Genomic DNA, 20,568 nt, shown 5'->3' with positions numbered 1-20,568 from the left:
TGAATTTCTTCTTTTGGTTAATGTGTAAATCTTTCAGTTAAAAACAACAAAAAAGTCTAATAATTAAAAAATTACACTATCTTTGCGCCCGCCTTAATGACCTTACATAAAATGTCAGAAAGGCACTCATTAATAACAGAGGTCGAGAACCTCACTAATTAATTATTATGCCTGTTAAAATTAGATTACAAAGACACGGTAAAAAAGGAAAACCTTATTACTGGATCGTCGCAGCGGACTCTCGCGCTAAAAGAGATGGTAAATACTTAGAAAAACTAGGTGCTTACAACCCAAACACCAATCCTGCAACCATTGATTTAGATGTTGACGGAGCTGTAAAATGGTTACAAAATGGTGCACAACCTACCGATACAGCTAGAGCTATTCTATCTTACAAAGGAGCTTTATTGAAAAAGCATTTAGCTGGTGGTGTTGCAAAAGGCGCTTTGACTGAAGAACAAGCGGAAGCAAAATTCAACGCTTGGTTAGAAGAAAAAGCAGCCAAAATTCAAGCAAAAGCTGATGGTTTATCTAAAGCAGATGCCGAAGCTAAAGCTCAAGCATTAGAAGCTGAAAAAGCGGTTAATGAAGCGCGTATCGCAGCAGCTGCGCCAGTAGTTGAAGAAGTTGCCGAAGAGGTTACTGCTTCTAACGAAGAAGAATAAACTATTTATTTTTAAGACGTTTAACCCAGACCTACGTGTCTGGGTTTTTTTGTGAAATTGTATTTTGCGTCGTCAAAATGCGTGATTGAACAAATCCTGCTTTGAGCATGATCTTACGCCAATAATGAAATCCTGAAACATCCCGATAGCTATCGGGACGGGGAGACCAATCAATAATTTGTCATGAAAAAAGAAGATTGCTTTTATTTAGGTACGATTGTAAAAAAGTATAGCTTTAAGGGTGAACTCCTAGCTAAACTAGATACCGACCAGCCCGAGCTTTACGATAATTTAGAGGCTATTTTTATTGACTTAAGAGGCCATCTCGTCCCATTTTTTATTGAATCTTCGCAATTGCATAAATCCGATTTGTTACGCATTAAGTTCGAAGATATAGATACTGAAGTTGACGCGGAAGCCCTATTAAAATCCGAGCTGTATTTACCTTTAGAGTTACTCCCTAAATTAGAGGGCAACAAGTTTTATTATCACGAAGTCATCGGGTTCAATATCAAAGACATCAACTATGGCGATGTTGGTCTTATCAAAGCGATTAACGATTCTACAGCACAGGCCTTATTTGAAGTGGATAGGAATGGCGTAGAGATCCTTATCCCCATGAATGACGAATTTATTGTTAAGGTCGATCGGGAAAATAAGTGTATTGAAGTCAACACTCCAGAAGGGTTGATTGATTTATATCTTTAGTAAAACTTGTCATTCTGAACTTGTTTCAGAATCTTTGCCAAACGGATCTTTGAGATGCTGAAATAAATTCAGCATGACAAAAATGAAAAAGCCATTTAAATTCAAACAATTCACCGTCAGCCAAGATCGCTGTGCCATGAAAATAGGCACAGATGCTGTATTGCTTGGGGCTTGGACATCTATTAGGAATCATCCTTTTTCCATTTTAGATATTGGTGCTGGTACTGGAGTTTTGTCATTAATGCTCGCCCAAAAAAGTGATGCCCAACAGATAGAAGCTATCGAAATTGATGCTGATGCTTATGAGCAATGCGCTGAGAATTTTGAAAATTCTCCATGGAATGATCGCTTATTTTGTTACCATGCGTCTCTTTTAGAGTTTGTTGAGGAAATAGATGACACCTTTGATCTCATTATTTGTAATCCGCCATTCTATTCTGAAGATTATAAAACAGCCGATACGGCGAGGGATTTGGCACGTTTTAATGATGCTATGCCTTTTGAGCATTTAATTTTTGCTGTCGCTAATTTGCTCTCTGAAAGCGGATTATTTTCTGTGGTGATTCCCAAAAAAGAAGAAGCCCACTTTATGGATTTAGCTTCAAAAACAGGACTGTTTCCAAACCGCATCCTCCATATAAAAGGACATCCTCATTCGGAAATTAAACGCAGCCTCATCGAATTTTCATTTCATAAAACTGAGATTCAGAAGGATGAATTAATTATTGAAACCAAAAGACATCAATACACTGAGGCTTACATTAATCTCACCAAAGATTTTTATTTGAAAATGTAATGATTCGTTGGGCAATGAAAACGTTTTCGTTACTTTTGAACCCGTAATGGGCATTTTAATACAATCCTAGTGGCCCGTTACGATTTAATTGCAAAATATTAAAACCATTTGATAATGAAACCAGATTTATTCGAAGCCCCAGATTATTATAATTTAGACGAATTATTATCTGAAGAACATAAATTAGTGCGAGATGCCGCAAGAGAATGGGTGAAGCGCGATGTTTCACCAATTATAGAAGAAGCCGCACAGAAGGCAGAGTTTCCTAAATCAATACTAGGAGGCTTAGCAGAAATTGGAGCCTTTGGCCCCTATATCCCAGAAACGTATGGCGGAGCTGGTTTAGACCAAATTTCTTATGGTTTAATTATGCAAGAAATAGAACGCGGTGATTCTGGGGTCCGTAGTACAGCTTCCGTACAATCCTCTTTAGTGATGTACCCCATTTGGAAATACGGGTCTGAAGAACAGCGCCAAAAATACCTTCCAAAATTAGCTTCGGGAGAATGGATGGGTTCTTTTGGCTTAACTGAGCCCGATCATGGTAGTAATCCCGGAGGTATGACGACCAATTATAAAGATATGGGAGGTCATTATCTTCTAAATGGTGCCAAACTTTGGATTAGTAATTCCCCTTTTTGCGATATTGCTGTAGTTTGGGCCAAAAATGAAGAGGGGCGTATCCATGGTTTGATAGTAGAACGTGGTATGGAAGGTTTTTCAACACCGGAAACCCATAATAAATGGTCATTAAGAGCTTCAGCTACTGGAGAGCTTATCTTCCAAGATGTTAAAGTACCAAAAGACAACTTGCTACCCAACAAATCTGGTTTAGGAGCTCCATTAGGCTGTCTAGATTCAGCGCGGTACGGTATCGCTTGGGGAGCCATTGGCGCAGCAATGGATTGTTATGATACGGCCTTACGCTATGCCAAAGAACGTATTCAGTTTGGTAAACCCATTGCCGCTTTTCAACTTCAACAAAAGAAACTAGCAGAAATGATTACGGAAATCACCAAAGCCCAGCTTTTAGCATTCCGTCTTGGACAATTAAAAAATGAAAATAGAGCCTCATCTGCACAGATCTCAATGGCGAAACGCAACAATGTGGAAATGGCCATTAACATTGCCAGAGAAGCAAGGCAAATCCTAGGAGGCATGGGTATTACTGGTGAATATAGCATTATGCGTCATATGATGAACTTAGAAAGTGTCATTACCTATGAAGGTACGCACGACATCCATCTTTTAATTACTGGACTCGACATTACAGGCTTGAACGCTTTTAAATAAACCGTTTACACTGCCATAGATATAAGCATCGCTTTTAAAGCGATGTTTTTGTTTTTAGAGATGTCGTATCTTTACAATTATGAAAAAGAAGGCGCTCATTGTACTATTGGGAATCATCTGCTTTGCCTGTCAACCTGATGACACCGATGCACCTCCAATTCCAAGGACTTTTAATATGTTGTCCCTAGGCGATAGCTATACCAAAGGCGAAGGCGTTTGTGAAACCTGTGGCTACCCCGTACAATTAAAGGACAGTTTAAAGACGCGTTTCAATACCCAGGATATCTTTAACCTCAAGGTTATCGCCGAGACAGGATGGAATACAATGAATCTCATTGATGGTATCGCCACTGAAACCCTGACGAATAATTATGATTTAGTGACCTTATTAATTGGCGTTAACAATCAATTTCAGAACAGGCCGTTCTCATGGTTTGAGGAAGATTTTCCAGAGCTTGTCAATACTGCTACGACCTTAGCGCGCGGAAATAAGGCTAATGTCATCATTATCACGATTCCAGATTATGCCAATACGGGCTTTGGACAAGCGTTTGGTGGGCCAACTATAACCGAAGAACTTACAGAATATAACACCTACATTCAGAACTACTGTTTGGAAAACGATTATGGTTTTATAGATGCTCAGAATTTAATCTTTGCTGGCCTAACAAATCCAGAGCTTCTTGCACCCGATAATTTACATCCATCAGAGTTAGCCTATTCAACATTAGTTACGCAATTACTTCCGTTGGCCTTAGATATTTTAATGGAATAATTTGTGTAAATTCGATTTATGTCTTCAAAATCGAGATTAGATCGCGCTTATAAGAATGCCCAACGCATTCCGTTTAATGACAGGTCAAAGTTTATTTTGTTCAGCGACTGCCATCGTGGCGACAATAGTTTTGCAGACGATTTTGCCAATAATAGAAACATCTATTTTCATGCCCTGAAGCATTATTACAATGAAGGCTTTAGTTATTGTGAACTTGGTGATGGCGATGAACTCTGGGAAAATCTGTCGTTTGAATCTATCCTCAATGCCCATAAAAATGTATATCTCCTCATGAAACAATTTCATGATGAAGGGCGTTTGCATATGATATGGGGCAACCACGACATGGTCTATCGCCATGCAGATTATGTGGAAAAGCACCTATCCACTTACTTTGACCCAAAAATTGGTGAAGACGTAGAATTGTTCTGTGATATTAAATATCACGAAGGCATAGTTTTAAAACATTCTGAAACGGGCCAGGAATTGTTCTTATGTCATGGTCATCAAGCTGATTGGTGGAATTATCTATTTTGGAAATGGAGTCGTTTCTTGGTGCGCATTCTTTGGAAACCTTTAAATGTAATGGGTATTGCCGACCCTACCAGTCCCGCAAAAAATTACAAAGAACTCATTAAGGTAGAACGCAGAACCAAGAAATGGATTGTGGACCATAATAATCTCCTTACCATTGCTGGTCATACGCATAGACCGCGCTTTCCAGAACCCGGCGATATCGCCTTTTTTAATGATGGGAGCTGTGTGCATCCGCGAAGCATAACAGGCCTGGAAATTGAAGGTGGAAAAATTTCGCTAATTAAATGGCAAATTGCTACAACAGATGATGGGGTCTTGAAAATTGTTAGGGTACTACTTGAAGGGCCTAGATCTTTGATTGACTATAAGACCGAATAGCGTTCTAAGATTCTGGTGCCAGCTCTACCTCTAAGCCTTAAATATTTTATAGTGAAGAAGTCTTTAACTGTAAAACTCAATATTTTAATCAGTTAAATAAATCTGATACTTAAATGACATAAGTTCATAAGTATTAGTACGCAGTTTATTCGTGGTAGTACTTATTGTTTAAGGTTTTAATCCTATAGACCTTTAAAGAATAAAACAACCTTTTATCCATGAAAATTTATGCACTAGTCTTATTCTTATCATCAGTAGGACTTTTTTCTCAAACCCAAATAGGTCAAGATATTTTTGGCGAATCTTCCTTAGATTATTCTGGAGGACCTGGATATTACAGTACCTATGCCAATAACGCCGTTAGTCTATCTTCTGATGGAACAACAGTAGCCGTTGGAGCTACTGGTAACGATGATAATGGTGCTGAATCTGGCCATGTTCGTATTTATAAAAATGAATTTGGTGTTTGGACGCAAGTAGGTCAGGATATAGATGGCGAAGCAGCAGGTGATTTATCTGGGTATTCTGTAAGTTTATCAAATGACGGTACTATAGTAGCTATAGGGGCTACAGGTAATGATGGCAGCGGATTATTATCAGGTCACGTGCGTATTTATAACTATAACAATACATCTAATATCTGGGTTCAAATGGGACAGGATATTCATGGAGAGTCAAGTGGTGACGCTTCAGGGTTTAGTATCGATTTATCCTCAGATGGAAATATTATTGCCATTGGTGCCCCAAACAATAATTTGGGTGGATCCATCTTCCGTGCTGGGCACACAAGGATTTACATGTACCATGAAACAACAAATACTTGGCAACAAATTGGTGATGACATTGATGGTATTCAAGATTATTACGGATTTGGCCGAAGCGTAAGTTTATCTGATAATGGCTCTATTATTGCTATTGGAGCATTTGAAGGTGGTGTTAATAATCCTAATAATTTTGGCCATGTCAAAATTTATAAAAATATAGCCAATACTTGGATACAGGTTGGTAATACAATTATTGGAGAAAACCCCAATGATGAGTCGGGATGGAGTGTTAGTCTCTCATCCGATGGAACTCACGTCGCCATTGGTGCACCTCACAACGATGGTGGAACTGGTCTTAACCTATCACTTGGACATATACGTATCTTTAGCTATAGTGAAGTCTCTGATTCATGGAATCAGATTGGCCAAGACATTGATCCTGTAACTCCTGAACGTAGTTTTGGCACTTGCGTTAGTTTATCTTCAAACGGTTCTATTGTAGCCGTAGGTACTGGAACAGGTCATGTTCGTGTACTTTACTATGATGAAGTATCCAATTCATGGAATCAAGTTGGGGCAACCATTAGTGACCCGCCTTATTATTTTGGCAAAAGTATTAGCCTATCAAGCGATGGCAGCAAATTGGCCATCGGTGCGGCATTTTATGATAATGGTACAGTTAATGCTTGCGGAAAGGTGGAGGTTTACGACTTATCGCAAGCACTATCAACCAATGAATTTCTAGCATCACAATTTGCGTTATATCCAAATCCGACAAAAGGAAAACTATCCATTCGACTAGATAGAGGCTTAGAATTAAAAAAGGTTACTTTATGTAATGGTTTAGGTCAGCAGATATTAACCACAACAGTACCTTTTATCGATACGTCAGACCTATCCAAGGGCACGTATGTTGTAATTATAGAGACAAACAAAGGAAAGTCTTTTAAAAAAATAATAATAGATTAACTCTCAGGTGCCAGCTCTACCTCCAAGCCTTCCATATCTGGGGTCATGTGGATCTGGCAACCTAAACGCGAATTGTCCTTTACATAAAATGCCTCTGATAGCATCGCCTCTTCATCATCTTGCATTTCAGGCAATTCGGTATCACTTAGCACATAACACTGACAGGAGGCACACATGGCCATACCACCACAGACTCCAATCGTACCTTCTGGGGCCAACTCATACGAGCGCACCACTTCCATTAAATTCATGGCCATATCCGTTGGTGCTTCAACCTTGTGGGTTACGCCATCGCGATCGATTATGGTGATGTTTATGTCTGAATCGTTCATACGCAGTAATTAGGAAATAGTAATTAGTAGTTAGTTTTAATAGATTTAATCAGTCCATGCAACATTTTTGAAATCTCATTAGTTCTGTCGATCAGTTCACTTGCATCATCTTTATCTGTAAATCCTAATTTTTTTGACAAATATAACATTGACCTCACTTCACTATTTGAAGACAAAGCAATATATAAAAACCTCGAAAAATCAGCATTTGAATTTCTTTCAAATCCTTCTGCAATATTATTGGAAATAGAAATAGCAGCCCTTCGTATTTGATCTCTAAAAGAAAAGTCCTTCGTATCTCTAAAAGTCTTATAAATGTTAACTGCCAAATCTTGAGACTTTTGCCATACTAATAAATCTTCAAATCTTTGAACAGCCATATACCCAGTTACTAAAAACTATTCCCTTTTTACTATTTACTGAATTGCCTTAACCACCGCTTTTGGCGCTTCTTTTCTTGTTCCATCAAAACCGTCTACCCCTGAAACTGTGGTATATTTTAGGACATAGCGTTTTCCAGGATGAATTATTTTATAAGCAGCCTGACACATTAAAGTAGCTTCGTGAAACCCACAAAGGATCAATTTTAATTTTCCTGGATAGGTGTTGACATCGCCAATAGCAAAAATACCAGGAATATTGGTTTGGTAATCTAAGGCATTATTCACTTTAATAGCGTTTTTTTCAATCTCTAATCCCCAATTGGCTATAGGCCCAAGTTTGGGCGATAAACCGAACAATGGGATGAAGTGGTCCGTTTCTGTAAGATAAGGCGCTTCATCTTTTTTGGTCACTTCGACACTTTCAACCTTCCCATCACCATTAATCGCCGTAATCTCTGCTGGAGTTACCAAATTAATTTTTCCTGCGTTTTTAAGTTCTTGTACTTTTTCTACAGAATCCAAATGTCCTCTAAACTCATTGCGCCTGTGTATTAAAGTTACACTTGAGGCGACATCAGCTAAAAAGATCGTCCAGTCTAACGCAGAATCACCGCCTCCAGCTATGACTACCCTTTTATCGCGGTACATTTCGGGTTCCTTAATCATGTACTCCACACCCTTTTCTTCGTAATCCCCAATATTGTCAATTAAGGGCTTTCGTGGCTCAAAACTTCCTAATCCGCCTGCTATAGCCACGACAGGCGCTTGGTGTTTTGTGCCTTTATTCGTGGTGACAATAAAGGTCCCGTCTTCTTGTTTTTCAATTGTATCGGCACGTTCTCCCAGCGTAAAACCTGGTTCAAACTGCTTGCATTGTTCCAGAAGTTTCTCTGTTAAGTCTCCAGCTAAAATCTCTGGATATGCAGGTATATCGTATATCGGTTTCTTGGGATAAATCTCGGAGCATTGTCCGCCTGGTTGTGGTAACGCATCGATTAAATGACATTTTAATTTTAAAAGCCCTGCTTCAAAAACAGTAAAAAGACCAGTGGGTCCAGCACCTATGATGAGTATATCGGTTGTAATCATGAATTGAGAATTGGAAACAAAACTACTAATGCAATTTCAAGTAAAATGTGACAAAAGTCACATCCACTATTCTACATTAATAACACGTTCTATTTGTGGTGCATACTTCTTAATCGTCATTTCTACCCCAGATTTTAAGGTCATCTGGTTGACGCTGCACGATGTACAAGCACCGACAAGCTGCACCTTGACTAATTTACCATCATCGATGGACAGTAGGTTAATATCACCCCCATCACTTTGCAAAAAAGGACGGATTTCGTCTAGTGCTTTCTCTACGTTTAATTTAAGTTCTTCTGCGCTCATTTACTTTTTATTTACGGCAGAGCAACCTGCCATTGTTGTAATTTTTATTGCTTCCGTAGCAGGTAAGTTTTCGTTTCTGTACACCACTTGCTGAACGATATTTCTGGTCAGCTCTTCAAAAACGTCCTCAATTGGTGTTGCCGTTTGCAAAGCAGCCGGTCTACCCACATCTCCTGCTTCTCTTACACTCTGCACTAAAGGCACTTCGCCAAGAAATGGCACCTCTAAATCTTCTGCCAAATATTTAGCGCCTTCTTTTCCAAAGATATAATACTTATGTTCTGGCAATTCCTCTGGTGTAAAGTAGGCCATATTCTCAATAATACCTAAAACAGGGACATTAATACTGTCTTGTTGGAACATAGCCACTCCCTTCTTAGCATCAGCTAAGGCTACATTTTGAGGTGTACTCACAACAACCGCTCCAGTAATTGGCATCGCTTGCATGATACTTAAATGGATATCACCCGTCCCAGGAGGTAGATCGAGTAAAAGAAAATCCAACTCTCCCCAAGCAGCATCAAAAATCATTTGATTTAATGCTTTTGAAGCCATTGGCCCTCTCCAAATCACAGCTTGGTCCGGTCTTGTAAAAAAGCCTATAGATAGTACTTTAACCCCATAATTTTCAATGGGTTTCATCTTAGATTTTCCGCCAATATTTACTGATAACGGACGCTCATTGGCTACATCGAACATAATAGGAATGGACGGTCCATAAATATCAGCATCTAAGACCCCCACTTTGAATCCCATTTTGGCTAAAGTCACGGCTAAATTAGCGGTAACGGTAGATTTCCCTACACCTCCTTTTCCAGAAGCTACAGCAATAATATTTTGAATGCCTGGAATCGGTTTTCCTTTAATCTCATTCTTGGGTTTGCTCACAGGTGCATCCACTTTGATATTTACCGTAATCTTAGCCTTTTCATAAACGTCTCGATGAATCGTCTGTAGGATCTCGACCTCTGTCTTTTTGCGCGCCTGTAAACTTGGATTCTTAATGGTAACATCCACGATCACCTCATCAGCAAAGGTGACCACATTGGTTACAGCACCACTATCTACCATATTCTCCCCTTCACCAGGAACCGTAATGGTCTTAAGCGCATGTAATATATCTTGTTTATTGAGTTTCACTATCTTATCTAGATTTATTCTAAATGCAAAGATACTGTAAAACCTTTAGATTTTGAAGGGCTAAAATTGAATTGAATAATACGTAGATTTAGTTTTGTAATAGTTGCCTTTATCGCAATTCTTTGGAAGGATCCCAAAATACAGCTTCTAAATTCTGAATTTGGTTGTCTATCACTTTAATACCTTCATTTTCCAGAAGTTGCTGCATCAGATTTGTCCCTTCAAAATGATGTTTGCCAGTCAACAATCCCTTTCTGTTCACCACACGATGTGCCGGTACATCTTTTCCTCCAGAACCATTCATAGCATAACCCACAATTCGCGCACTCTTTGTGGCCCCTAAATATTTGGCGATAGCACCATAACTTGTAACCCGACCATAGGGAATGCGGCGCGCAACCTCATAAACTTTTTCAAAAAACCCTAACGTTTCTGGCTTCATTACAATTCTCTTAAAATATTAATAAAGGTGACTAAAGCGACAATCCCTGTGATGATGCCTATACTGTAATTCATGCTTTTCTGTGAGGTAAAGGTCTTATCCTTAATTTTATCAAAAAAGAAAATATAAAAATAGAGCATAACAAAGGTTCCCATAGCTGCTCCGGTCACATAGGTCACAATGGTGGTTCGTTCAAAATCCATCCAACCGAATGAGGCCAATGTAATGGTCATATAAGCTTGGTAAGGAATAGGAAAGACATTAAGTGCTGATAAAAACATCCCATGAAAAAAACGACTTTGCTTACTCTTAATGTCGGTCTCAACTTTTGCTTCTTTCTGGTTTCTGGCAATAACCAAAAAATAAATAGTAATCAATACAAAGATGACAAAAGCCACACGTTGCAGAATTTCAACTATATCTGGTCTATTGGACAGGTATCTAGAGAAAATAGCTGCGACATAAGTTTGCACAAAAACAATTAAGCACACACCAGACGAAAATGTAATACCCCTTCCTGGGCCTTCTTTTAAGCTTATCTTGGCTGCTGTCATATTTAGTAGTCCTGGCGGAATAACACCAATGAGCGAGACAAAAAGCCCGAGAAAAAAAACGACTGTAATACTCAATCCTTAGTTGATTTTGAATCTAATATACGTAATTGCTTTGTCATTCTCTAAATACTGTTTCTCATAAAATGTTTGTATTTCCGTGACTTCTTCAGGGCTACCTTCTAGTTTATACACATTGTGATTAGCATACAACACCTCATAACCTAAACCATGGAGCAAACCCAGTGTATAGCCATGCATAAATTCGCTATCGGTTTTTAAGTGCATCAAACCATTTGGCTTTAGAACCTTTTTATAACGCTCCAAAAACTGAAGGTTGGTGAGTCGATGTTTAGTTCGTTTATATTTTATTTGAGGGTCAGGAAACGTAATCCAGATTTCATCGACTTCATTGTCCTCAAAAACGTATTCAATGAGTTCAATTTGAGTTCTCACAAACATCGCATTAGACATCTCGTCTTCTAAAGCTGTTTTAGCACCCCGCCAAAAACGCGCCCCTTTTATGTCAACACCTATGAAGTTTTTATCCGGGTAACGTTTTGCTAAACCAACGGTATATTCGCCCTTACCACAGCCCAACTCTAACACTACAGGATTTTCATTTTTGAAAATAGCTTCTCGCCATTTACCTTTTAATGCATAATCACCGCCTATCAATTCTTCTCGAGTTGGCTGAAATACATTTGCAAAAGTTTCATTTTCTTTAAATCGTTTGAGTTTATTTTTACTTCCCACCTAATGTTAATGATTTCTATGTACAATTAATAATTTGGTAAAATTAAGGAAACATTTTAGGTTTATTTTTGCAGGCGTTATTTTTATGTGATCTTAAATAAAAGATATTGAAATACTGAAATCAATCCTGCACATGCAAGTTCAGCATAGAAAAAAAATTTTAGTCGCCCCATTAAATTGGGGATTGGGACATGCAACACGGTGTATACCCATTATTAATGCGTTATTAGAACATGATTTTGAACCCATAATCGCTAGTGATGGTGTGGCCTTAGAGTTATTAAACAAAGAGTTTCCCAACCTTAGATCTCTAACACTGCCGTCTTATAATATTACCTATTCAAAAAAAGCGAGCAGTTTTAAACTTAAGCTCATTAAGGATTCCCCACATCTTTTAAAAACCATAAAAAAAGAAAAGAAATCCATTGAAGCTTTTATAAAAACCGAAAACATCGCTGGCATTATTTCAGACAATCGTTTCGGCATAAGGCACAAGTCTATTCCATCCGTATTTATAACCCACCAGCTAAGGGTATTGAGCGGAAATACGACTTGGTTAAGCAGTAAACTGCATCAAAAAATCATCATGAAATTTGATGAGTGCTGGGTTCCTGACCATATTGGCACTAACAATTTAAGTGGAGATTTGGGGCATCCTGAAGGCTTTCAATCCTCAGTAAAATATTTAGGTCCTTTAAGCCGATTCAAAAAATTAGATCGCCCTACTAAATACAATCTTTTAGTTGTGCTGTCTGGACCAGAGCCTCAACGTACCTTTTTGGAAGAAAAATTACTTGAAGAATTAGAGGCCTATGAAGGCACTGTTTGCTTTGTAAAAGGTCGAGTTAAAGAGGATCAAAACAAAACCGAAAACGGTGATATCACCACCTATAATTATATGACCAGTAAGGAACTTGAGGTTGCTATTAATGAAAGTGAACTTATAATAAGCAGATCTGGCTATACCTCAATAATGGATTATGCTAAGCTCGAAAAAAAGGCCTTTTTCATTCCCACTCCCGGTCAGTTTGAACAAGAATATTTAGCGGAGAAATTAGACACAGAAGGGATAGCGCCGTGCTGCAAACAAAAGGACTTTACAATACAAATGTTGTCTAGAGTAAATGATTATAAGGGGTTTACTTCAATGGAATACAACGTTAATTTCAAAAAGCTATTCCGTCTTTTCTAAGGTAAAGGAAAATTCGCTTCCAACGCCCAATTCACTTTCGACATACATTTTTTCGTCGTGGGCTTCAATAATATGTTTTACTATAGATAATCCCAGACCGGAGCCTCCTTCTTTTCGAGAACCGCTCTTGTCTACTCTGTAAAAACGCTCAAATAAGCGCGTTAAATTCTCCTCCTTAATGCCCTCTCCATTATCCGTAACTCTTATGATAGCTTTATTTTTTATGAGATTTTCTATGCTCACTTCCGTAGTTCCCTTTTTTCTCCCGTATTTAATGGAATTTACAATTAAATTCGTGAGCACTTGCTGTATACGTTCCTTATCCGCATAGACCATAATAGGTTCTAGATAGTCCATATCAAAGGTTAGTGTGATCTGTTTTTTTGCCGCTTTCATTTCAAAAAGCTCAAAAACATTTTCGACCAACTTCACAATATCAAAGGTCTCTTTATCGAGTCTGAGGTCACCCACTTCGAGCTTTGTAATCATATCTAAATCCTTTATGATATAGGTGAGACGCTCTACGCCTTTACTTGCTCTATTTAAGTACTTTTTCCTAATTTTCTCATCATCGATTCCACCATCTAATAAGGTATCTATATAACCTTGTACGGTAAAAAGGGGGGTTTTTAGCTCATGAGATACATTCCCTAAAAACTCCTTACGATACTCTTCCCTAATTTTTAGGGTCTCAATTTCAATTTTTCTATCCCTAGCGTATTTGTCAATCTCTTTAGTCAGAGTACCCATATCTGTTGTAATGGGCTGTTTTCTTAAACTCGTAGATTCCAAAAGTGTTAGGTCATCGTATATTTTCTTAACACGTCTATAAATAAAGCGCTCTACTCTATATTGAATAATTACGAAACACAAGGGGAAGCATATCAATGGAAATACTATGATTTGCCAATTGAATGTATGATAATAATACAAAAAAACACTCACAAGGAGTGTTGTAAAAATCGTAACATATAACGATGTTCTTATGGCGAACTTATATGTCTTTTTAAGCGTCTTTTTCTGCATTAGTCAACAAACTTGTAACCAACGCCTTTGACAGTTTTAAAGGATTTATCTCCAATCTTTTCGCGAAGTTTTCTAATATGTACATCTATGGTTCGGCCTCCTACAACAACTTCATTACCCCAAACTTTGTCCAAAATTTCCTCGCGCTTAAAAACTTTACCAGGCTTTGTTGCCAACAAAGATAATAATTCGAACTCTTTTCTCGGTAAGATAATTTCTTCGCCTTTTTTGGTAATCTTATATTCTTCCCTGTTTATTATTAGGTCTCCTATTTTAATCGATTCGTTAGTATTCTCGGTTTCTTTGAGTCGTCGTAATAATGCTTTAACCTTACTAACCAAAACCTTAGGCTTTATAGGTTTGGTAATATAATCATCAGCTCCAGCTTCAAAACCAGCTACCTGTGAATAATCTTCTCCTCTAGCGGTTAAAAAGGTAATAATGGTACTGTTGAGTTTGGAATCCTGACGTATGCGCTCACAAGCTTCGATACCATCCATTTCGGGCATCATGACATCGAGAATTATTAAATGTGGTTTGTATTTTTTTGCTTTTTCAATGGCTTCAAGACCATTTTCGCCTGTTATAACCTGATAGCCCTCCGAAGACAAATTATAACCTACAATTTCTAAGATATCTGGCTCATCATCAACCAATAATATCTTAATATCCTTTTTTTTCACTGTTAAGATAATTTTAAGCTTGCGTAAAGATAAAATATATCTCTATATGTATGCATTTTGCAAAAATTGATAACAATTCTCTAACATTGCAACACCGACTGGCAAAATCTAAGGTTTTTAGAAGCATCATGTTAACATATTGTAAAGAAGTCTGTTGTTAATAAAAACCTCCTTTGATACTCATCAATTGTTAGTATATTTATACTCTAATTTTTTAAAAACCGATTATGAAAAAACTTTACTTTTTAGCCTTAACCATATTAATGACTTCTTTTACCTATGCACAGGTACTATCAGAAGATTTTGATTATGGAAATTCAGGCGGTGATTTAACTGCTGTGAGTAGTGGCAATTGGAACAGCCACTCTGGAACATCTGCAGTTGCTTATGTAGCAGCGCCTACAAGTTTAAGCATGACTGATTATCCTTCATCTGGAGTTGGTGGTCATGTCACTTTAACTGGATCAAACTCACAAGATGTTAATAGGGCATTCACTGAAATTACTACAGGAACAGTTTATGGTAGTGCTCTTGTTAATCTTACCTCTGTAGGAAGTGGTAATTACTTTATGCATTTTAATTCAAGTGGATTTAGAGCCAGAGTTGGTGCTCAAGATAACGGTATGGGAGATGTTTTATTCGGTATCGGCACCGATAGTTCAACATTGACCTATGGAACTACCGCATATAGTTTAAATACTACTTATCTGCTAGTTTTCTCATATGAGATTGCTACTGGCATTTCAAATTTATATGTACTAAGTGCTGTTACACCGACGGAGCCTATGACTCCTGAGGCCACTAACACAGGAGGTACTGGTACTGCTATAAATGCTATTGCTTTTCGTCAATCTAGTAATATCCCTAACATACTCATTGATGGGGTAAGAGTTTCTACAACTTGGAACGAAATAATGAACGACTCCACCTGTGGAGTTTCATTAAGCGCAGCCACCTATACTTGTACCTCAAATACCGTAGGAGATAACAATGACACCGTTACTATTAATATTCCATATACGGGCTCTAATGCTGGTATAATGAATGTTACAACGACTTCTAGTGGTGTTGTAGGAGGTGATGATCCTTCAGGCACACCAGATGGAACCATAACAATTACAGGACTTTCTGAGGGTGATGCATGGGATGTCACTTTAGAAGGCGGTGATTGCGATGGAGTCACTTTATCAGGAACTGTCCCTGCTGCTGAATGTGATCCTGCTCCAAGTACTTGTTTCGATATTAGTGGTGGACCAGAATTATTTGAATCTGTATCTGTTGTCACTAATTCTGATATGGACGAATGGACTGAGTCTTCAGGAACTTATACAATGAATGGTTTTTGTGGTGGCGGATGTATGGAAGAATCTAACACGTGGTTAATTTTTGGTCCCTTAGACATGTCTGGTGTAAGTGATTTATCATTAATCTTTGATGCTGCTGAAAATTTTGATGGTACAGAATTAAATATTCAGTACACAAGTGACTATTCTAGCCTTTGTCCTGATAGTGCCACTTGGACTTCTGCGCAAACCATTGCTGATGCTGGATCCTACAGTATTGATATTTCTGGTGCTTCTGGAACAGATGTTTTTATCGGTATACAATATTTAGATTCAGACGGATCTTTTTCGTCATGGAGTTTATCTAATGTAAGTATTGGTGCTTTTGGTAGCTGCCCAAGTTTAGGAGCCAGACCTACTTCAGATTGTGCAACTTGTGATGTTTCACTGCAAGCGGCAACATATACTTGTGCAACTAATACTTCTGGAGATAATAACGATAATGTTACTATTAACATCCCTTATACAGGTGTTGATAATACTATTGTTTCCGTTAGTGCACCAGGTGCTACTGTTGGTGGAGATGATCCTGCCTTAACAGCCGATGGTACTATTACCCTTTCTGGTTTAGGTGAAGGCGATGCATGGAGTATTACGCTCAATGGTGGAGATTGTGATGGTACTATGCTTTCTGGCACTGTGCCTTCTTCTCAATGTGATCCTGTATCCTTAGTTATAAATGAAATAAATGCGGATCCTAGTAATAATGCTAACGGCGAAGGAGATGCCAATGGAGACGGTACTGCGGATTTCAGTGATGATGAATTTGTTGAAATATATAACACAAGTTCTTCTAGTATTGACCTTTCTGATTATACATTATCAGATGGCGCCACTTTAAGACATACTTTCCCTGCTGGAACAATTTTACCAGGAAACTCTTTCATTACTGTGTTTGGTGGTGGAACACCTACCGGAATCAGTGGATTAGTTCAAACCGCTTCTACTGGTGCACTTGGTCTTAATAACGGTGGAGATACTATTACTTTAACTAACAACATTGCCGTAGACATCATTGTAGAAGTTTATGGAAGCGCAGGTAATAACCAATCCATAGGTCGCAGTCCTGACTTCACTGGTGCTTTCGTTGATCACTCGACAATAGTTGGAAATGGCGGTGCATTATTTTCTCCAAATAGTGAGAATGATTCGACCCTCTCAACTGGTAATGTAAATGCAGTAACATTCTCTATATATCCGAACCCAACAGATACTGGATTTGTGACTATAGAATCTCCTAATAGTGATGCCATCAACGTACAAGTATTTGATATTCTCGGTAAGCAAGTAAAAAATGAGATGCTTACTAATAATACACTAAGCGTTTCTGATCTTAGAGCAGGTATTTACATTGTAAAAATCACTCAAAATGATGCTTCTACCACTAAGAAATTAGTGATTAGATAACCATCGATAACTACATATTTAAAGCGCGACTAAATTTTAGTTGCGCTTTTTTATTTTCAATACTTTTGCAAGATGATTTCTAAAGATGCTATTTTCAACATAAATACCAATACTGCGTTTGAAGCTTTGGCACTGGATATCTTTAGGTTTCAGTTTGAAAACAATTCCGTATATCGTTCGTTTTGTGACTTATTGTACAAACATCCTTCTGATGTAAAATCCATCACTGATATTCCATTCTTACCTATCCAATTCTTTAAGAGCCATCACGTTTTAAGTGAAAATAAGCCTATTGAAAAATTATTTACCAGTTCTGGGACGACAGGAAGTAAGACAAGTAAGCACCATGTTATGGATATTAATCTTTATGAAAAGAGTTATTTAAACGGTTTCCGACATTTTTATGGCCCTATTGAAGATTATGTGGTTTTGGCTTTGCTGCCATCCTATTTAGAACGCGAAGGTTCTTCGCTCATTTATATGGTAAATGATTTAATTATAAAATCCAAGCATGTAGAAAGTGGTTTTTTCCTCAATAATCTCAATGATTTAGCAAAAACTATGCAACGGCTTGAAGACAAAAAGCAAAAAACACTATTGATTGGTGTATCCTTCGCCTTATTGGATTTGGCAGAACAGTTTCAATTTAATTTAAACCATACCATTGTTATGGAAACTGGCGGTATGAAAGGACGGCGAAAGGAAATCATTAGACAAGAACTACACGACATCCTAAGCTCTAGTTTTGGAATCGATCAAATTCATAGCGAATATGGTATGACAGAGCTTTTAAGCCAAGCCTATTCAAAAGGTCATGGTGTTTTTGATTGTCCACCGTGGCTAAAAATTATCACTAGAGACCCTGAAGATCCGTTTTCGTTGCAAGAACCTAATAAAACCGGTGGTATTAATGTGATTGACTTAGCCAATATCAATTCCTGCGCTTTTATAGCAACGCAAGACTTAGGAAAAGTTTATGAGGATGGCCAATTCGAGGTGATTGGTAGATTCGATCATTCCGATATACGCGGCTGTAATTTAATGGCTTTGTAAGACCTTGCAAATTCTTCGACTTAGATTAGAAATATCTTTTATGAAATCTATTTTTCTAATCTGGCTATTCGCTACCACATCTATTTTTTTTCAAACCCTTGATTATAATACCAAAGGAGGTTTTGTGGCTAAAGGCTACGATGTTGTTGCTTACTTTAACAACGACGCTAAGGAAGGTCTAAAACAATTTTCCACCACATATGATGGTGTAAAATTTAAGTTCAGTTCTCAAGAAAATTTGGATACGTTTTTAGGCGATCCTACGAAATATGTCCCCCAATATGGTGGTTATTGTGCCTATGCCATAGCCGTAAGTTCCAAGAAAGTAGATATCAACCCTAAAACTTTTGAAATCCGGGATGGAAAGCTCTATTTATTCTATAATTCTTGGGGAAATAACACGTTGAAAAAATGGCTTAAAAAAAATGTGAAAGGTTTACAGAAACAAGCCGACTTAAATTGGGAGGCTATGAAGTTTGGTTAATTCTATGAAAAAGAAGAATTAATTTTAGCCTTATGATTGATTGGTTAGATGTGCCCAAAAGCAATTTTGGGCACTTTTTTTATACCATTTTGATAATATAGGTATTCTTTCTACCCTTATTTAAGATAACATATCTATCGTTTATTAAATCGTCGGAAGATAATTGGTAGTCTTCTTTTACCTTTTCTTTATTTACGGCTATTGAATTTTCTTTTAAGGCGCGACGGGCTTCACCATTAGACTTTAAAAATTGAGTTTTAGCGGATAAGGCACCTATCATATCTAGGCCTTCATCAAATTCGGACCTGGACATATGGAATTGAGGCACTCCTTCAAAAACATCTAAGAAGGTCGCTTCGTCTAAGGTCTTTATATCGTCCTTAAAGGATTTGCTAAACAAGATATTGGACGCTTTTTCCGCATTTTCAAAATCTTCCTTTGAGTGAACCATTGTAGTAATTTCTTCAGCTAATCGCTTTTGGAGCACTCTTAAGTGAGGTGCTTCGGCATGTTGAGATACAAGGTCATCGATTTCGGCCTCATCTAAGAATGTAAAAATCTTTATGTACTTCTCTGCATCTTCGTCGCTAGAATTCAACCAATACTGATAGAATTTATAGGGAGATGTTCTTTTGGCATCCAACCAAATGTTACCGCCTTCAGATTTTCCAAATTTAGAACCATCACTTTTCGTAATCAGCGGACAGGTGATGGCAAAACCTTTTCCGTTGCCAATACGCCTAATGAGTTCCGTCCCAGTGGTGATATTCCCCCATTGATCGCTTCCTCCCATTTGAATGGTACAGTTATGCTCTTTGTACAAATGCAAAAAGTCATAACCCTGTACCAGCTGATAGGTAAACTCAGTAAAACTCATTCCGTCATTAGAGGATTCCCCAGAAATTCGGTTTTTTACAGAGTCCTTAGCCATCATATAATTTACAGTGATATGTTTGCCTACATCCCTAATAAATTCCAAAAACGAGAATTCCTTCATCCAATCGTAGTTGTTCACCAAAACTGCTGCATTGGCATCACTACTTTCAAAATCCAAGAAATGTGACAACTGTTTTTTGATGGCCTCTTGATTATGACGCAAGGCGTTTTCGTCCAGAAGATTGCGTTCGTTCGATTTCCCAGAAGGGTCTCCTATCATTCCTGTGGCACCACCGACCAGGGCCACTGGTTTATGCCCACAACGCTGATAATGTGCAAGCAGCATAATAGGCACCAAATTGCCTATATGTAAAGAATCTGCTGTGGGGTCAAAACCCACATAAGCACTTCGCATCGCTTCCGATAAATGGTCTTCTACTCCTGGCATACTCTGATGCAGCATGCCTCGCCATTGCAATTCTTCAACAAAATTCTTGCTCATTGTAAAAGGTCTGTAATTAGATGTCAGCAAAGATATGTTTCCACTTTAAAAGACAAAAGACAATTTTAACGTAATTTTACTTCGGTTACTGAGCGTAGCCTTATTTTATTTAATCATG

The 20,568-nt window shown here is 37.9% G+C and carries 22 protein-coding genes; 11 read left to right on the top strand and 11 right to left on the bottom strand.

Features of this window, described 5'->3' with window-relative positions; translation table 11 throughout:
* Window positions 1–167: 167 nt before the first annotated feature.
* The 7 genes from ACO052_RS05750 (at window position 168) to ACO052_RS05720 (ending at window position 6,885) form a co-directional block, all read left to right on the top strand.
* The gene (locus ACO052_RS05750; RefSeq protein ID WP_422107046.1) at window positions 168–665 is read left to right on the top strand and encodes a 30S ribosomal protein S16; all 498 of its coding nucleotides are present in this window, start codon (window positions 168–170) and stop codon (window positions 663–665) included.
* 183 nt (window positions 666–848) lie between these two features.
* On the top strand, window positions 849–1,373 hold the full coding sequence (gene rimM, locus ACO052_RS05745) for a ribosome maturation factor RimM (protein WP_422107045.1): 525 nt from the start codon (window positions 849–851) through the stop codon (window positions 1,371–1,373).
* An 82-nt stretch (window positions 1,374–1,455) separates the two neighbouring features.
* The gene (locus ACO052_RS05740; protein WP_422107044.1) at window positions 1,456–2,169 is read left to right on the top strand and encodes a tRNA1(Val) (adenine(37)-N6)-methyltransferase; all 714 of its coding nucleotides are present in this window, start codon (window positions 1,456–1,458) and stop codon (window positions 2,167–2,169) included.
* 114 nt (window positions 2,170–2,283) lie between these two features.
* Window positions 2,284–3,462 carry an acyl-CoA dehydrogenase family protein gene (locus ACO052_RS05735; protein ID WP_422107043.1) on the top strand — a complete coding sequence of 393 codons (1,179 nt, stop codon included), beginning with the start codon at window positions 2,284–2,286 and terminating at the stop codon, window positions 3,460–3,462.
* A 79-nt stretch (window positions 3,463–3,541) separates the two neighbouring features.
* A complete protein-coding gene (locus ACO052_RS05730; RefSeq protein WP_422107042.1) occupies window positions 3,542–4,237 on the top strand; it encodes an SGNH/GDSL hydrolase family protein in 696 nt (231 codons plus the stop codon).
* 18 nt (window positions 4,238–4,255) lie between these two features.
* Entirely contained in the window at window positions 4,256–5,152 is an 897-nt protein-coding gene (locus ACO052_RS05725) for a serine/threonine protein phosphatase (RefSeq protein ID WP_422107041.1), read from the top strand.
* A 218-nt stretch (window positions 5,153–5,370) separates the two neighbouring features.
* Window positions 5,371–6,885, top strand: coding sequence for a T9SS type A sorting domain-containing protein (locus ACO052_RS05720; protein WP_422107040.1), 1,515 nt, complete (start codon window positions 5,371–5,373; stop codon window positions 6,883–6,885).
* Here ACO052_RS05720 and ACO052_RS05715 read toward each other — a convergent pair.
* From ACO052_RS05715 to trmB, 8 genes are all read right to left on the bottom strand, one after another.
* Complete coding sequence (locus tag ACO052_RS05715; protein ID WP_422107039.1) at window positions 6,882–7,217, bottom strand: ferredoxin; 336 nt, start codon at window positions 7,215–7,217, stop codon at window positions 6,882–6,884. The genes ACO052_RS05720 and ACO052_RS05715 overlap by 4 nt on opposite strands.
* Window positions 7,218–7,240: 23 nt before the next feature.
* Window positions 7,241–7,597 carry a four helix bundle protein gene (locus tag ACO052_RS05710; RefSeq protein ID WP_422107038.1) on the bottom strand — a complete coding sequence of 119 codons (357 nt, stop codon included), beginning with the start codon at window positions 7,595–7,597 and terminating at the stop codon, window positions 7,241–7,243.
* 36 nt (window positions 7,598–7,633) lie between these two features.
* Window positions 7,634–8,689, bottom strand: coding sequence for an NAD(P)/FAD-dependent oxidoreductase (locus ACO052_RS05705; protein ID WP_422107037.1), 1,056 nt, complete (start codon window positions 8,687–8,689; stop codon window positions 7,634–7,636).
* A gap of 66 nt (window positions 8,690–8,755) precedes the next feature.
* On the bottom strand, window positions 8,756–8,995 hold the full coding sequence (locus ACO052_RS05700; protein ID WP_422107036.1) for a NifU family protein: 240 nt from the start codon (window positions 8,993–8,995) through the stop codon (window positions 8,756–8,758).
* On the bottom strand, window positions 8,996–10,135 hold the full coding sequence (locus ACO052_RS05695) for a P-loop NTPase (RefSeq protein WP_422107035.1): 1,140 nt from the start codon (window positions 10,133–10,135) through the stop codon (window positions 8,996–8,998). It lies immediately after the preceding gene.
* Window positions 10,136–10,244: 109 nt separating this feature from the next.
* The gene (locus ACO052_RS05690) at window positions 10,245–10,577 is read right to left on the bottom strand and encodes an MGMT family protein (protein WP_422107034.1); all 333 of its coding nucleotides are present in this window, start codon (window positions 10,575–10,577) and stop codon (window positions 10,245–10,247) included.
* Complete coding sequence (locus ACO052_RS05685; RefSeq protein WP_422107033.1) at window positions 10,577–11,206, bottom strand: lysine transporter LysE; 630 nt, start codon at window positions 11,204–11,206, stop codon at window positions 10,577–10,579. Before ACO052_RS05685 ends, ACO052_RS05690 begins: the two co-directional genes overlap by 1 nt.
* A 3-nt stretch (window positions 11,207–11,209) precedes the next feature.
* A complete protein-coding gene (gene trmB / locus ACO052_RS05680; RefSeq protein WP_422107032.1) occupies window positions 11,210–11,884 on the bottom strand; it encodes a tRNA (guanosine(46)-N7)-methyltransferase TrmB in 675 nt (224 codons plus the stop codon).
* Window positions 11,885–12,017: 133 nt separating this feature from the next.
* On the opposite strand from trmB, the gene ACO052_RS05675 reads away from it, so the two are divergent.
* Complete coding sequence (locus ACO052_RS05675) at window positions 12,018–13,076, top strand: glycosyltransferase (protein ID WP_422107031.1); 1,059 nt, start codon at window positions 12,018–12,020, stop codon at window positions 13,074–13,076.
* On the opposite strand, the gene ACO052_RS05670 is transcribed toward ACO052_RS05675, so the two are convergent.
* Both ACO052_RS05670 and ACO052_RS05665 read right to left on the bottom strand, forming a co-directional pair.
* The gene (locus ACO052_RS05670) at window positions 13,059–14,102 is read right to left on the bottom strand and encodes a sensor histidine kinase (protein WP_422107030.1); all 1,044 of its coding nucleotides are present in this window, start codon (window positions 14,100–14,102) and stop codon (window positions 13,059–13,061) included. The two genes, ACO052_RS05675 and ACO052_RS05670, sit on opposite strands and share 18 nt — an antisense overlap.
* Entirely contained in the window at window positions 14,102–14,785 is a 684-nt protein-coding gene (locus ACO052_RS05665) for a response regulator transcription factor (RefSeq protein ID WP_422107029.1), read from the bottom strand. The genes ACO052_RS05670 and ACO052_RS05665 overlap by 1 nt, the downstream gene beginning before the upstream one ends.
* 227 nt (window positions 14,786–15,012) lie before the next feature.
* Between ACO052_RS05665 and ACO052_RS05660 the strand changes: the two genes are divergently transcribed.
* From ACO052_RS05660 to ACO052_RS05650, 3 genes are all read left to right on the top strand, one after another.
* Window positions 15,013–17,535, top strand: a complete 2,523-nt coding sequence (locus ACO052_RS05660) for a lamin tail domain-containing protein (protein ID WP_422107028.1) — start codon at window positions 15,013–15,015, stop codon at window positions 17,533–17,535.
* A 72-nt stretch (window positions 17,536–17,607) separates the two neighbouring features.
* Window positions 17,608–18,588: an acyl transferase gene (locus ACO052_RS05655; protein ID WP_422107027.1), complete on the top strand. Its 981-nt coding sequence runs from the start codon at window positions 17,608–17,610 to the stop codon at window positions 18,586–18,588.
* Between the two features lie 40 nt (window positions 18,589–18,628).
* Complete coding sequence (locus tag ACO052_RS05650; RefSeq protein WP_422107026.1) at window positions 18,629–19,072, top strand: YHS domain-containing (seleno)protein; 444 nt, start codon at window positions 18,629–18,631, stop codon at window positions 19,070–19,072.
* 79 nt (window positions 19,073–19,151) lie between these two features.
* Here ACO052_RS05650 and tyrS read toward each other — a convergent pair whose 3' ends face one another.
* Complete coding sequence (gene tyrS / locus ACO052_RS05645) at window positions 19,152–20,450, bottom strand: tyrosine--tRNA ligase (RefSeq protein WP_422107025.1); 1,299 nt, start codon at window positions 20,448–20,450, stop codon at window positions 19,152–19,154.
* Between the last annotated feature and the right edge of the window lie 118 nt (window positions 20,451–20,568).

This window comes from Winogradskyella sp., assembly GCF_965228925.1.
GTDB lineage: Bacteria > Bacteroidota > Bacteroidia > Flavobacteriales > Flavobacteriaceae > Winogradskyella.
Note: the sequence above shows the minus strand (reverse complement) of the source record. Positions and strands in the feature narration are given on the sequence as shown.